Here is a 14358-nt window from a genome sequence, read left to right on the forward strand (position 1 = left end):
CATCCCGTTCAATCCGTACGAGCGCAGAAGGGAGGCGAAACCCATGAGCACCGATGACGCTCTGCTGGAGCTGCTCCGGGCCGAACTCGACGACGCCGAGTTCACCCGGTGCTGCACCGGAAGCTGTGACAGCAACGACACCAACACCACCCAGACGGACTTCTGACCGGGCAGGCACCACGATCCGTCAGAAATCCACCAACCCAGATTGTGGTGGCGGGGCACTGCCCCGCCACCACGGTCACGACAACGCGACGTCGCGCCAGATAGCTCACGCACCGGTGCCGCCCCCGGTTCACTGACCGGGTCCCATCGTCCAGAGTAGGACTTTGCGAACCGGATCGGCCCGAACCCTTGATAGATTGCGGTGGATCTTCAATCTCTCGGGGCATAGGACGCGGTGGTGAACAATAATCCGCTACTGGAGCGGGAGGCGGCGCTCGCCTCGCTCGGCGAGTACGCGGCGCAGGCCCGCACCGGCGCCGGCCGGTTGGTGTTGGTCGCCGGCGAGGCGGGCGTCGGGAAGTCGACGTTGGTCGAGCGGCTGCGCCGGGACCTGCCGGCCGCCCGCTGGTGGTGGGCGTCGTGCGATGGCCTGTTCACGCCGCGACCGCTCGGCCCGCTGTTCGATCTCGCCGACCAGCTCGGCGGTGACCTCGCTGAGCTGATCCGGGCGGGCGCCGGTCGGGAGGAGCTGTTCCGGGCGCTGCTGCGCCAGGTCGGCGCGCCCGGTTCCCTGGACGTGCTCGTGATCGAGGACATCCACTGGGCCGACGAGGCGACCCTGGACTTGTTGCGGTTCCTGGGGCGGCGACTGCAGGACACGGCGGTGCTGCTGATCGCGACGTACCGGGATGACGCCTTGGCGCCCGACGATCCGCTGCGCGTGGTGCTCGGTGACTTCGGGGCGCTACGGTGCACCCGCCGGGTCGGGGTGGCGCCGCTGTCCCCGCAGGCGGTGGCCGTACTGGCGCTCGGAAGCGGGTTGGCGGCCGCCGACCTGCACCGGTTGACCGGTGGTAACCCGTTCTTCGTGACCGAGGTGCTGCGGGCCGGTGCCGGCGACGTACCGGCGTCGGCCCGCGACGTGGTGCTGGCCCGGGCCGCCCGGCTGACCGGGCGCGCGCGCGAGCTGCTGGACGTGGCCGCGCTGATCGGTGCCCGGGTCGAGGTGCGCCTGCTGGAGACGGTCACCGGCCACCCGGCGGCCGCGGTCGACGAGCTGCTGGCCGGCGGCCTGCTGGTGGAGGACGGGACCGGCGTGCGGTTCCGGCACGAGATCGCACGGCTGGCCGTGGCGCAGGCCGTGCCGGCCTACCGCAGCCGGCACGTCCACCGGCTGGTGCTCGCCGGGCTGTGCACCACCGACTGCGAGAACGAGGCCCGGCTGGCCTTCCACGCCGAGGCGGCCGGCGACGCGGCTGCCGCGCTGCGGTACGCGTCGGCCGCCGCGTACCGAGCGGCCCGGCTGGGCTCGCACCGGGAGGCGGCGGCCCAGTTCGAGCGCGCCCTGCGGTTCGCCGGCGAGGCGGACGCGGCGACCCTCGCCGGACTGTACGAGGGGCTCGCCTGCGAGCTGGGACTGCTCGACCGGTGGCAGGAGGCCGAAGAGACGGCGTTGCGCGGGTTGGCTTTGTGGCGCGCGGGAGGGGACCGGCTGCGCGAGGGCGATGCGCTGCGCCGGCTGTCCCGGATCCGGTGGAACATGTGCCGGGGCGAGGAGGCACTGGCCGCGGTACGGGCCGCGGTCGCGACGCTCGAGCCGCTCGGCGACAGCAGGGAACTGGCCTGGGCGTACGCCACGTTCGCCAACCAGCGGATGCTCTACGGCGCCTATCGCGCGGCGACTGAGCTCGCGGTGCGGGCGCAGGAGCTGGCCGCCCGGTTCGGCGCCACCGACGTGCAGAGCGACGCGCTCGACACGCAGGCCGCGAGCGCCGCCATGCTCGGGCTGGAGTGGACCGCGATGATGCGCCGCGGGCTGGACATCGCGCTGGCCGGCAACCACCACGATCAGGCGGCGCGCGCCTACGCCAACTTCTGTGGCATCTACTCCTGCCGGCGGGAGTTCGCCGCGGCGCAACGGTATCTCGAGGAGGGCCGGCGGTACTGCGCCGAGCACGACATGACCACGTACGCGTTGTGCCTGCTCGGCGAGCAGTCCAGCATCTTCGAGCGCACCGGGCGTTGGGACCAGGCCGTGGCGCTGAGCGAACAGCTGCTGCACGAGGCCGGACCATCCCAGGCCAACCGGTTGTGCGCGCTCATCCAGCTCGGGGTGCTGCGCGCCCGGCGCGGTGCTCCGGGCGTCTGGGACTGCCTCGACGAGGCGGCCGCGGCCGCCGAGGAGTCCGGTGAGCCGTTGATGCGGGTACTGGCCCGGTTGGCCCGGGCGGAGGCGTACTGGCTGGCGGGCCGGACGCCGGAGGCGCGGCGCGAGGTCGAGCTCGTCGACGAGCTGTGCGCCGCGACCAACGAGTGGTACCGGGGCGCGGTCGCCGTGTGGCTGGCCCGTACCGGTTCCACCCGGCGGGTACGGGGTGAGGTCGCCGAGCCGTACCGGCTGCTGCTCGACGGCCAGCCGGCCCGGTCGGCCGCCCGGTGGACCGCGCTGGATTCCCCGTACGAGGCGGCCCTGGCTCTGGCCTCCCCGCCGGATGAGGCCAGCCTCCGCGCGGCGCTGGACCTCCTCACTCCGCTGGGCGCCGGGCCAGCCGCCCGGATCTGCCGGCAGCGGCTGCGCGAACTGGGCGCCCGGTCGATCCCGGCCGGCCCGCGCGCGGCCACCCGGGCGCACCCGCTCGGGCTGACCCGCCGCGAGCGGGAAGTCCTCGACCTGATCGTCGCCGACCACACCAACGCCGAGATCGCCGAGAAGCTGTTCATCTCGGCCCGCACCGTCGACCACCACGTCTCGGCGGTCCTCGCGAAGCTCGGTGTACCCAGCCGCGCCGCCGCCCGGCAGGCGGCCATCGGCGACCTCGCGACCGAAAGGTAGGCACCGCGCCGCCGAACATGGGCAGCCGTCGCCGATCCGCTTGACGGGCCCGCTACCTACCGTCGGGGTACGCCAACGCGACAAAGGAGACCGGCATGCCTCTCTACCTGGACGTCCACACCATCACCGGCGGCGTCGAGCTGGACGACGTGTGCCAAGCGCACAAGGCTGACCTGCAGACGCAGGCGGCCCACGGGGTCAGCTACCTGCGGTACTGGGTGGACGAGCGGCACGGGCGGGTCTTCTGCCTTGTCGAGGCACCCTCGGCCGGCGCGGCGGAGGCGGTACACCGCGAGGCGCACGGCCTGGTCGCCCAGGAGATCTACCAGGTCCAGGAAGGTTGTTAGGGGCGGTGGCAACCGACGGCGCGCGCGCTCTGTGGGAGGACGGCGATCTGCGTACCGCCCGCGACTTCTTCGAGGCGGCCTACCGACGGGCCGAGCGGGACGGGGACGCGCCGGCGCTGGCCGAGTCGGCGCTCGGCCTGGCCGGTCTGGGCGTCCACGAACACCGCGGGTTCGCCGAAGCGGTGGCCGTCCGCGACCGGCTGCGGCGGGCGGCCGCGATCGTGGCACCCGACTCTCCGCTCGGGCTGCGGCTGCACGCGCGGCTGGCCGCCGAGTCGGACTACCGGTCGGGCGGGTACGCCGCCGTCCTCGACGCGGTCGAGCGGGCCGGGCGGGTGGCCGACCCGGTACCGGTCGCGGAGGCGCTGAACCTGGCCCTGCACTGCCTGCTCGGCCCCGACCACTCGGCGCTGCGCCGCCGCCTCGCGACCCGCCTGGCGCGCGTGCGTACCCCGCGCCGTGGGGACCTGTTGCTGGGTCTGCTGTGGGGTACCGCTTCGCTCGTGCTCGACGGCGATCCGGATGCGGTGCGCAGCCTCGCCCGGCTCCACGCGGCACTGGCCGAACGCGGGCATGGCGTGGTCGGCTCGACCGCACAGGCGCTCGACGTGATGTTCCAGATCCGCGCCGGCCGGTTCGAGGAGGCCGAGCTGACCGCGAAGGAGTGCGCCGAGGCGGGCGCGGCCGCGGGGCATCTGGCCGCGCCGGCCTGGCACGCCGCACAGCTGGTGAGCATCCGGTGGTACCAGGGTCGGCTCGCCGAGCTGTTGCCGATGCTGGAGGAGACGGCGGCCCTGCCGAGCCTGAGCCCCACCGACTACTCCGTGCAATCGGCGCTCGCGTTGGCCTGTGCCGTTTCCGGGGACGCCAGGCGGGCCCGTGGCACGCTGGCCGGCCTGACCGGGTACCCGCTGGCCGGCCTGCCCCGGTCGGGCACCTGGCTCGCCACCCTGTCCCAGGTGGTGGAGACCGCGTACCTGCTGGGCGACACCCAGACCGCCGCGGAGGCGTACGAGCTGCTGGCCCCGTACGCCCAGTTGGCGGCGACCATCGGGCCGGGCGTCACCTGCTTCGGCTCGGTGGAGCACGCCCTCGGGCTGGCGCGGCTGACCACCGGCGACGTGGCGGCGGCCTGCGCGCACCTGGACCGCGCGGTGCGCGCGGACGATGCGCTGGGGCACCGGCCGGCGGCCGCGCTCGCCCGGCTCCGCCTGGCTACGCTGACTCCGGCCGCCGCCAGCCGCGTCACCACCAATGACGTCACCGCCAACCACGTCCCGACCAATCACGTCACCACTAACCACGTCGCCACCGACCGCTCCACGACCGCGGCCGGGGCCGTGCCGGACCCGGCGAGCTGCCGGCGGCAGGGGCGGCGGTGGCTGGTCGAGGCCGCCGGCCGGGCCGCCGTCGTCGACGACTGCCGTGGCATCGCCTACCTGGCCGTCCTCCTGGCCCACCCCGGCCGGGAGATCCGCGCCGTCGATCTCGCCGCCGGCCCCGCCGAGCCCGCACCCGACGGCCGGCCCGCCCCGGTGGCCGGCGAGCCGTGGGGTACCCAGCCGCTGCTCGACGACCGGGCCATCGCCCAGTACCGGCGCCGCCTCGCCGCGCTCGACGAGGAGATCGGGGACCACCAGGCTCCCGGCGGCGGTCCCACGCGCGCCGCACAGGCCCGCGCCGAGCGCGACTGGCTGCGCGGCCAGCTGCGTTCGACCACTGGCCTGGGCGGCCGCGCGCGGGGCTTCGCCGGAGCCGATGAACGGGCCCGCATCGCCGTCGGCAAGGCCATCCGGCGCGCGCTGCGCAGCATCGCGGACGCCGATGCCGAACTCGGCCGCGCGCTGACCGCCGCGATCCGTACCGGCCAGCGCTGCGCCTACCACCCCGAAGGCGAACATGATGACCTTGCTCGATGCGCGTCGGCCTGCTGACGCGCTGACACTGGCCCACCGCCGGCTCATGCGACCCGGCCTCGATGCCGTGCGCCACCAGGTCACCGAGGACCTCATCGCGGAGAGCTTCCGCACCGGGCGGCACAGCGACCGGCTCGTCGGCCTGCTGTGCCACTGCGTCGACCTCATCCTGGCCGGGGACCTACGCGCCGCGCGGTGCCTCACCGAGCTGCGTGCCCTGCTGGTGCACGACGACGACCCGATGGTCGGCTTCCTGGTGCGGGCGATCGAGGTGATGTTCGAGATCCGGGCCGGCCGGTTGGACCTGGCCGAGCAGCGCGCCGTCCAATGCGCGCGAGCCGGTGCGGCGGCCGGACATCCCGCCGCTGCCCGGTGGTACGGGTCGCACCTGATTCTCATCCGGTGGTACCAGGGTCGGGTCGGCGAGCTGCTGCCGATGATCCGCGACCTGGTCGCCGCCAACGCCGGCCCGACCGACTACTCGTACCGATCGGCGCTCGCCGTCGCCGCCGCACTCCGGGGCCGGCGGAACGAGGCGCTCGATGCGTTGGCCGCCTGCGAGCTGGCCGCCATGCCACCGTCGGCCAGCTCGCTCGTGACTCTGTACGGAGTCATCGAGGCGGCGCACCTGCTGGGCGCGACCGACGCCGCGGCCCAGGCGTACGACCTGCTGCGCCCGTACGCCCGGATGTCCGTCACGGCCGGGCCGGCCATCGCCTGCTTCGGGTCGGCGGAGCACGCCCTCGGGCTGGCGAAGCTGACGGTCGGGGAGCCCGCCGCGGCCGTCGAGCACCTGCGCAACGCGGTACGCGTCAACCTCGCCCTCGGTCACTGGCCCGCGGCCACCCTCGCCCGCCACCGCCTCGCCGCCGCCCTCGACTGTGCGGACGGGCCGGGGCCGCGTACCCTCGCCCGGCAGGAGGCCGACACCGCTCGCCGGGACGCCCGCGAATTCGGCATGACGCTGCGGTCCGCCGTGGCACCCCGGCCGACCGTGGCCGACTGCCGGCGCGACGGTCGCGAGTGGCGGATCCGGCTCGGCAGCCGGGTCGCCACCGTCGAACACTGCCGCGGCGTGACGTACCTCGCCACGTTGCTCGCCAACCCGGGGCGCGAGATCCCGGCCGCCGAGTTGGCCGCCGTGTCCGACACCCCACCGACCCTGCCCGACCGGTACCGGCACCGGCTCGCCCAGTTGCAGCGGGACATCGAGCGCGCCGACCGGGTCGGCGACCCGGACGCGGCGGCCGAGGCGCACGCCGAGCGTGAGGCCATCCTGACCCGGCTGCTGGCCACCGCGCCTCCCGGTGTCGAGCCCGGCGTCGATCCGGGTGAGGGGTCCACCGACCGGGAGCGTGCCCGCATCGCCGTCGGCAAGGCGCTGCGCCGCGCCATCCGCCGGATCGCGGCGGCGGATGCCGACCTGGGGGAGTTGCTCGCGGCAACCGTCCACACCGGACAACGCTGCGCGTACCTCCCACTGACCCAAACCTGACGGCCGCGTCAGGAGCGGGCTCATCGATGTGACGCGTGTCACGGCACCTCACATCTGGCGGGGCTAGGTCGTCGGTTGGTGCGAGCCACCAGGCATCCTCCCCGACGGAAGGAGCGTTCGTGTTCGGCGCTTACGTCACGGTCACCATTCTCGCCTCGGTCTTCACCGGCATCGCCGCCGTCACCTACCTGATCGGCCACGACTATCCCAAGGCTCAGGTGGACATGAAGCGCCTCCCGCGCTCGTGGATGCCGAGACTGGGCGCTCTGCTGGCGGCGGGTTCTGTGGGGCTGCTGGCCGGTTTTGCCGTGCCGCTGCTGGGCACCCTCGCCGCCACCGGCCTCGTGCTGTACTTCATCGGCGCGCTCATCGCCCACCTGCGGGTCGGCTCCCGCAAGCTCGTCGGATGGGCCGTGTTCTTCGCTACCGTGGTGGCCACTCTGGCGCTGAACCTGGCGTACCACGGCATCTGGTGACTCAGTGAGTGTGATGGATGTGTCTGGGAAGAGGTACTCCATGCGTCTTGCGTTACGCACGTTGTTGTTGCTGCCCGTGGCGGCACTGCTGGGCCTGGGGGCGGTGCCGACCGAAGCCTCGGCGGCGGTGACCGACCCGGAATTGCGGGTGGTCACCTGGAACATCTGTGGTGAGGCGGGCGGCCTTCCGGGCAGCGACGCGTACTGCCCCTACCGCAACGACCCGGCCGCGAAGGCCGCCGAGATCGCGAAGGTCGTCGTCGAGAACGACGCGAACGTCGTCCTGCTTCAGGAGGTCTGCGGCGGCGAGGACGGTAGCCAACTCAGCCTGCTCGCCGCCGATCTGGGACCACAGTGGAGCGTCCGGCACGCCGCGGCGCAACGGCCGGCCGACGGCGCGAGCTACTGCCGGGGCGTCGGCGCCAACGACCTCAAGGGTGACATCGGCGAGGCGGTCGCGGTCAAGGCGACGATCACCGAGACGACGATCCAGCCCACCGTGCCCGCCACGCCGGCGGTCAACCTTCAGCAACTACCGATCCTCTGCGTGCGTACGCTCGAATGGACGACCCGGATCTGCACGACACACGTCCTGGCCGACGCGAACGACCCGCGGCGGGCCGGCCAGATCGACAACATCCGGAGCGCCGTCTGGCCGGACCGGTACGACCTGGTGCTGGGCGGGGATTTCAACCTGTTCCCGGATTCCGCTCTGCTCGCCCCGCTGGAGGATGCGTTCGACGAGTGTGACCGGCACTCGTACGCTACCGGCGACGCGGTCAACGAGGTGACTCATCACGCGTGGTCGGGCGACGACGAGGTGTGGAGGAAGCGCGACCACATCTTCGCCGCGGTGCCGGGTGCCGGTACGCTCTTCCACCACTGCGACGCCGATCTGTCCGAAGTGGACCTGTCGCACTACGGGCTGCCGGACGGTCCCACCGGCTACTCCGACCACGCTCCGCTGATCGGCTATCTGCGGACGCGTACGCCCGCTGCCGCAACGGTTCCCGGTGACCTGACCGGCGACGGCCGGCCCGACCTGACCGCGATCGACTCGAGCGGCCGGCTGCGGCTCTACGAGGGTCGCGGCGACGGTTCGGTGGTATGGCCGAACGGGATCATCGGCACCGGCGGGTGGTCCGGCGCGGCGATCAGCCACCGGGGCGATTTCACCGGCGACGGGACCGAGGACATCGTCGCCCGGGTCGGTGACAGCCTCTGGGTCTACCCGAACCAGGGCTACGGCCGCCTCGGCACGCGGGTCGCGATCGGCGCCTCCGGCTGGTCGGGAGTGTCGCAAGTGGTCAGTGTCGGCGACCTCACCGGCGACGGATACCCGGACGTGGTGGCGATCCGCGGCGACCAGCTGTACCTGTACCCCGGCGATCCCGCTCACCGGCCGGCGCTCCTCGCGCCGCGGCTGATCGGCACCGGTGGCTGGAGCCCGATGACGCTGACCGCCCCCGGCGACGCCGACCACGACGGCCGCCCCGATCTGCTGGTCCGCGACACGGGCAGCGGCATCCTGTACCTGTACCGCGGCCAGCCGGACGGCACGTTCGGCAACCGGACCGTCTTCGGTACGCGCGGCTGGACGCTCGACAACCGGCCGCTGCTCGCCGCCGGTGACGCCGACGGCAACGGCACCGCCGACCTGTGGGCCACCGCGGGCGACGCGACGTTGCAGTTCTACGCCGGCGGGACCGACAGCTCCGGAAACCCCGCCGACGGCCCCCGCACCCAGGTCGGCGACAGCGGTTGGGACGCGATCACCCGCATCGCCTGAGACGACCGGACGGCCCGTTCGTCCGGCATCGGGGGTAGACCGGCGCGGCGTCACCCGACGCCGCGCCGGTCGCGCGACTGGATTCTGGCGTCTTTTCGGCTAGCTGCCCAGGTAGCGCAGGACCGCGAGGACGCGGCGGTTGTCGCCCTCGTCCGGGGGCAACCCCAGCTTGTCGAAGATGCTTGCCACGTGTTTCTCCACCGTTCCGCCGGTCACCACGAGCGCGTCGGCGATGCCGGCGTTCGAACGCCCCTCCGCCATCAGCGCGAGCACGTGGCGCTCGCGCGCGGTGAGCGACGCCAGGCCGTCGGCGCGGCGGCTGGCGCGCAGCAACTGGCCGACGACCTCGGGATCGAGTGCCGTGCCGCCCGCGGCGACCCGCTCCAGCGCGTCAGCGAACTCGGTCACGTCGGCCACCCGCTCCTTCAGCAGGTACCCGACGCCCGCCGCGTTGCCTTCCAGCAGCCGGGCCGTGTACCTGGTCTCGATGTACTGCGACAGCACCAGCACCCCGGTGCGGGGGTGCTGGCGGCGGATCTCGAGCGCGGCGCGCAACCCCTCGTCGGTGTGCGTCGGCGGCATCCGGATGTCGGCCACCACGACGTCGGGCCGATGCTCGGCCACCGCGGCCAGCAGTGCGTCGCCATCGCCCACGGCAGCGCACACCCGGTGGCCGTGGTCCTCGATCAGCCGGGCGAGCCCCGCCCGGAACAGCGCCGCGTCCTCCGCGATCACGACCCGCGCGTTCATACGTGTAGCGGGAGTTCGACGGTGATCTTCGTTGGGCCGCCGGGCGGGCTCGCGACCATGAGCCGGCCGTCCACCACGGCGACCCGCTGCGCGAGCCCGGACAGGCCGGTGCCCCGGGCCGGGTCGGCGCCGCCCGTGCCGTCGTCGGCGACGCTGAGCAGCAGCACGTCCCGCTGTTCGGCCGCCCGGATGGCGATCTTGTTCGCGAAACTGTGCCTGGCGGCGTTGGCCAGCAGCTCGGCGGCGCAGAAGTACGCGATGGTCTCGATCGCCGGGGTGGGTCGGGCCGGGACGCTGACCTCCAGCTCGACCGGGATCGCGCTGTCGGCGGCCAGCGAGGCGAGGGCGTCCGCCAGCCCGTTGTCGAGCACCGGCGGGTGGATCCCTCGGACCAGGCTGCGCAACTCGCCGAGCGCGTCCTTGGCGCCCCGGAGCGCGGCGTCGACCAGCTCGCGGGCAGCCGCGGCGTCCGGAACCTCGGCGCCGTCGCCGAGCTTCTTCCGGGCCATGCCGAGGTTCATGGCCAGCGTGGCCAGCCGGATCTGCGCGCCGTCGTGCAGGTTCCGCTCGAGCCGTCGCAGCAGGGCGGCGGAGTCGTCCACGGCCAGCGCCCGGCTCAGCTCCAGGTCGTGGACCCGCTGCGCCAGCCGCCCGGGCCCGAGCATGCCCCGGATCAGCCAGGCGTCGGCGGACGTGGCGGCCCTGGTCACCCACGGGGCGGCCAGCAGCATCGCCGCTCCCGCCGCGGCGGCGGCGAACGTGCCGGGGAGGGTGGCGACGCGGAACGTGCCGTCGCCGAACAACCCGAACGGCGTGAACACCGGCACCGGGTTGAGCCGCACCCCCGGCGAGTTGTTGCGGAACGCCCCGAACAAGAGCGGGTAGCTCAGGTTGACCAGCCCGCCGATCCAGAAGAACACGGCGTACAGCTCGATCAGGCCGAGCGGCAGCTTGGCCAGCAGGTAGGCCACGACCCGCCAGCCGGCCGCGTCGCGGGGACCCGGGCCGGGCCAGGCCCGACCGTCGCGGCCCCGCCGCACCGGCGGCGGCGCCGCGACCCGCACCCCGAGCAGCCGGGTCGCGAGCATGCGCTGCAGCGAGCCGAGTCTCCGGGCCGCACTCGTCGACACCAGCAGCACGAGCAGCAGCCCCAGGCAGACACAGGCGATGGCCGCGTGGGCCGGGGACGGGTTGCCTCGTCCGGAACTGGCCACCCACCAGGTCAGGTCCATCATGAGAAGGAAGAGCGCCAGCGGGTTGACCACGAGGAACGGCAGCCCGGCCAGGCAGAACAACAGCTCGCGACCCTCACGCCGGGTGAACGGCGCCACGACCGCCGCGCGGGCGACCGCCCACGGGCTCCCGGCCCGCGCTTGGCCGCCCGGCGGCGGGTCCACGGTCGGCGTGGTCACCAGAAGGCCCATGCCGCCATTCTCCTCCCTCCCGCCCTATCTCCTGCTCACGCGTCCCGCCGGGCCAGCAGCCATCCACCGACCGCCAGTGCGATCACGGCGTACAGACCCAACATGCCGAGCCCGGCCCACGCGGACAGGAAGTGCGGGCAGGACGCCTCGCTTGTGCCGCAGGTCACCGGCTTGGTCGTGCTCAGCGAGTTCTCCAGGATCAGGATCGGCATGTACGTCGCCACGCTGTGCGCGATGATGCCGATGACCTGGGCGACCACGTACACGCCGGCCACCAGTACCCCGACCGCGGCCGCGCTGTGCCGGATGATCGCGCCCAGGCCCAGGCCGAGCAGCCCGATCAGGCAGAAGGCGGCCCCGGACAGCACGACCGCCCGCAGCACGCCGGGCTGGCCCAACGAGGGCGCCGCGACGCCGTGACGCAGCGTGACCGCGTCGGCGAAGAACGCGATGAACGACGCGGCCTCCCCGACGATCAGGGTCACCGCCCCGAACACCGCCGCCTTCGCGGCCAGGACCAGGGGGCGCCGCGGGACGGCGGCCAGCGTGGCCCGGATCGTTCCCGAGGAGTACTCGCTGGTCACGGTCAGTACGCCGAGCGCACCCACCAGCAGCAGGCCGGGGACCACGCCGGCCATCGCGTTGTTGGTCAGGTCCCCGGAGGCGTTCCGGGTGTTCAGGCCCACGGCGGCCCCGATCCCGACGGTCCCGGCGGCCGTGACGGCCAGGGTCCACCAGATGGAGCGCAGGCTGCGCAGCTTGATCCATTCCATCCGGGCCGCCTGCGCCAGCCGGTAACGGCTGCTCCGAGCGCGAGGCTTGCGGGTCTCCCCGGTCGTGGTCATGACCTGGCCTCCTTCGTCGTGTTTCCCCGGTACTCGACCGCTTCATTGGTGAGCCGGAAGAACGCGTCCTCCAGCGACGCCGACCCGGCCGACAGCTCGGCGACGGTCGTGTCCGCGAGCAGCCGCCCCCGGCCGATCACCACCAGCCGCTCGGCGGTCAGCGCCATCTCGCTGATCAGGTGGCTGGACACAAACACCGTGCGGCCCTCCGCGGCCAGCGACTTCAGCAGGTCGCGGATCCACCGGACCCCCTCGGGATCCAGCCCGTTCACCGGCTCGTCCAGCAGCAGCACCGCCGGATCGCCCAGCAGCGCCGCGGCGACCCCCAGGCGCTGCCCCATCCCGAGGGAGAACTTCCCGGCCCGCCGCCCGGCCGCGCTGGTCAGGCCGACCATGTCGAGCACCTCGTCGACCCGGGCCGGCGGAATCGCGTTGCTGGCGGCCAGCGCGGCCAGGTGGCTGCGGGCGCTGCGGCCCGGGTGGAACGCCTTGGCTTCGAGCAGCGCGCCGACCTCGCGCAGCGGCCAGCGCAACTCGCGGTAGCGGCGGCCGCCGACCCGCACCTGGCCGGCGTCGGGCCGGTCCAGGCCGAGGACCATCCGCATCGTGGTGGACTTGCCCGAACCGTTGGGGCCGAGGAAGCCGGTGACGCTGCCCGGCCGCACGTCGAAGCTGAGCGCGTCGACCGCGACCGTCGGTCCGTATCGCTTCGTGAGATTCCGGGCCTCGATCACCCGAACTCCTTCCGTCGTCGGTGCTTACGGAAAGTCACGCTAGCCACGCGGCCGTCCGGGCAGGACCCGGCTAACGGCCGTCTTCGGCTGGGGGATTTCCCCCAGGCAGGCCCGCGCGCTCCGGCGGCCGGGCGCCGGACGCCCTGAGGGGGCGGCGAGCCCGCAGGGCGATCGCCGTGTAACCGAGGAGTCCGACCACGGCGAAGGGGACCGCGCAGGAGATCCCACCGAGCAGGAACGCCGTGGCCAGCCCGGTCCCGGTGGCGTGCGTGGAGCTGGCAGATCCGCCCAGGGCCCACACGGCCGCGAGGAACGTCGCGGCCAACCCGCCGAGCACCAGCGACGAGGCGGCGAGCTTGGTCGAGGTGATCAGCCGGAGTCGTGGCTCCTGGCCGGTTTCGAGCTGGCGGATGCGAACGCCGAGCAAGGCCATGCCGCCGATCGCGGCCCCAACTCCCAGCTCCTCGCCCTCGGCGGGATGGACAATCTTCAGCAGCGCGGCGGTCAGCGCGGTACGTCCGCACATCGCGACCGCGCGGCGGTCGGCGGCGAGTTCCCGGCCGGCGAGGTAGCTTCGCTGCAGTGCGCCGAGGGCCGGCAGCATGAACATGGCCGAGCAGATCGTTCGAACGATCGTGAGCTTGAGCGGATCGATGTTCACCACGTGATAACGCTCATGCTCAAGCACGGCGTACAGCTCCTGGTCGCAGAGCGCTTCGAGCAGGCCGCGACTGACCACCACGCGGGGGCTGAGGACGCGGTACGCGTACGAGAAGGGTGGGCTCGCCTCGACCAGAACCACTCGCCCGCGCAGTCCGGTGGCGTCCGCCGCGGCGGCGAGCCGATCCGGCAGCGGAGCGCGCAATGCCCGTACCCGGCGAGAGAGCTTGACCGAAGCCAACGTCTGGCGGGCGAGCGTATGGCAGGCAAGCGCCGTGCCGCTTGCGGCCACGACCGCGAGCGACGTCACCAGCAGCATCGCCACGACGGTGGCCACCCCGCGGCCATTGCTGACCCGCATGCGCAGCATCGGTTCGAGCACGCCGGCCATGCCGCCCCAGAGCGAGAACGCGCTCACCAGCACGGCGATCGCGGTCAGCGCCAGGAAGCTGCGATTGGCGCGGTCGGGCATCATCGAGTCTCCTCGTCGAGCAGGGCCCGCAGCCGCCGCAACAGGTCAGGATCGGCCTTGGCCTCGCTTACGAAGTGCGCGATCGCCGCATCTCCGTGGGTCTGGATCACCTCACGCGTCGCGATTGCCGCGGCATCGCTCGCGGTCGCCTCGTACTGGTAGCGGCGAGCCGCGCCGCTGCGATGCAGGACGCCCTTCGCGACCAGCCGGTTCATCACGGTCATGACGGTCGTGTACGCGAAGGGCTCCGGACGCCGGGAGTTCAGGTCATCGAGAACCTGCCGCACGGACAGCGGAGCCGCACGGGCCCACACCACGTCCATCACGGCGGACTCCAGCGGCGCGAGCCCGCTGTGTGTCTTCTTGGGTCGTCCAGCCACGACCGCACACTACTACATTTTTGTAGTGTACGGTGCGCGGGTAGGAGACACGCCGCACAGACACGCCAGGCA

Annotated in this window: 13 protein-coding genes; 7 read left to right on the forward strand and 6 right to left on the reverse strand. The window is 73.2% G+C overall.

Translation table 11 applies throughout. From position 1 onward, the window contains the following. Positions 1 to 43 precede the first annotated feature (43 nt). From Raf01_RS50555 to Raf01_RS16700, 7 genes are all read left to right on the forward strand, one after another. Positions 44 to 166, forward strand: coding sequence for a hypothetical protein (locus Raf01_RS50555; RefSeq protein ID WP_275412994.1), 123 nt, complete (start codon positions 44 to 46; stop codon positions 164 to 166). A 237-nt stretch (positions 167 to 403) separates the two neighbouring features. Next, positions 404 to 2998, forward strand: coding sequence for an ATP-binding protein (locus Raf01_RS16675; RefSeq protein ID WP_203918810.1), 2595 nt, complete (start codon positions 404 to 406; stop codon positions 2996 to 2998). 95 nt (positions 2999 to 3093) lie between these two features. Continuing rightward, a complete protein-coding gene (locus tag Raf01_RS16680; protein WP_203918811.1) occupies positions 3094 to 3345 on the forward strand; it encodes a DUF4242 domain-containing protein in 252 nt (83 codons plus the stop codon). A 5-nt stretch (positions 3346 to 3350) separates the two neighbouring features. Continuing rightward, a complete protein-coding gene (locus tag Raf01_RS16685; RefSeq protein ID WP_203918812.1) occupies positions 3351 to 5279 on the forward strand; it encodes a hypothetical protein in 1929 nt (642 codons plus the stop codon). Continuing rightward, the gene (locus tag Raf01_RS16690; RefSeq protein ID WP_203918813.1) at positions 5248 to 6756 is read left to right on the forward strand and encodes a tetratricopeptide repeat protein; all 1509 of its coding nucleotides are present in this window, start codon (positions 5248 to 5250) and stop codon (positions 6754 to 6756) included. The genes Raf01_RS16685 and Raf01_RS16690 overlap by 32 nt, the downstream gene beginning before the upstream one ends. Before the next feature lie 119 nt (positions 6757 to 6875). Then, on the forward strand, positions 6876 to 7232 hold the full coding sequence (locus Raf01_RS16695) for a DoxX family protein (protein WP_203918814.1): 357 nt from the start codon (positions 6876 to 6878) through the stop codon (positions 7230 to 7232). A 40-nt stretch (positions 7233 to 7272) separates the two neighbouring features. Next, positions 7273 to 9021 carry an FG-GAP-like repeat-containing protein gene (locus Raf01_RS16700; protein ID WP_203918815.1) on the forward strand — a complete coding sequence of 583 codons (1749 nt, stop codon included), beginning with the start codon at positions 7273 to 7275 and terminating at the stop codon, positions 9019 to 9021. 99 nt (positions 9022 to 9120) lie between these two features. Here Raf01_RS16700 and Raf01_RS16705 read toward each other — a convergent pair whose 3' ends face one another. The 6 genes from Raf01_RS16705 to Raf01_RS16730 form a co-directional block, all read right to left on the reverse strand. After that, positions 9121 to 9771, reverse strand: a complete 651-nt coding sequence (locus Raf01_RS16705; RefSeq protein WP_203918816.1) for a response regulator transcription factor — start codon at positions 9769 to 9771, stop codon at positions 9121 to 9123. After that, the gene (locus Raf01_RS16710; protein ID WP_203918817.1) at positions 9768 to 11195 is read right to left on the reverse strand and encodes a sensor histidine kinase; all 1428 of its coding nucleotides are present in this window, start codon (positions 11193 to 11195) and stop codon (positions 9768 to 9770) included. Before Raf01_RS16710 ends, Raf01_RS16705 begins: the two co-directional genes overlap by 4 nt. A 35-nt stretch (positions 11196 to 11230) precedes the next feature. Continuing rightward, positions 11231 to 12040: an ABC transporter permease subunit gene (locus tag Raf01_RS16715; protein WP_203918818.1), complete on the reverse strand. Its 810-nt coding sequence runs from the start codon at positions 12038 to 12040 to the stop codon at positions 11231 to 11233. Next, positions 12037 to 12774 carry an ABC transporter ATP-binding protein gene (locus Raf01_RS16720; RefSeq protein ID WP_203918819.1) on the reverse strand — a complete coding sequence of 246 codons (738 nt, stop codon included), beginning with the start codon at positions 12772 to 12774 and terminating at the stop codon, positions 12037 to 12039. Before Raf01_RS16720 ends, Raf01_RS16715 begins: the two co-directional genes overlap by 4 nt. Positions 12775 to 12844: 70 nt before the next feature. Continuing rightward, positions 12845 to 13909: a M56 family metallopeptidase gene (locus Raf01_RS16725; protein ID WP_203918820.1), complete on the reverse strand. Its 1065-nt coding sequence runs from the start codon at positions 13907 to 13909 to the stop codon at positions 12845 to 12847. Next, positions 13906 to 14286: a BlaI/MecI/CopY family transcriptional regulator gene (locus Raf01_RS16730; RefSeq protein WP_203918821.1), complete on the reverse strand. Its 381-nt coding sequence runs from the start codon at positions 14284 to 14286 to the stop codon at positions 13906 to 13908. The genes Raf01_RS16725 and Raf01_RS16730 overlap by 4 nt, the downstream gene beginning before the upstream one ends. Positions 14287 to 14358 lie beyond the last annotated feature (72 nt).

Origin of the sequence: Rugosimonospora africana (assembly GCF_016862975.1) — a bacterium.
In the GTDB taxonomy this organism is placed as follows: domain Bacteria; phylum Actinomycetota; class Actinomycetes; order Mycobacteriales; family Micromonosporaceae; genus Rugosimonospora; species Rugosimonospora africana.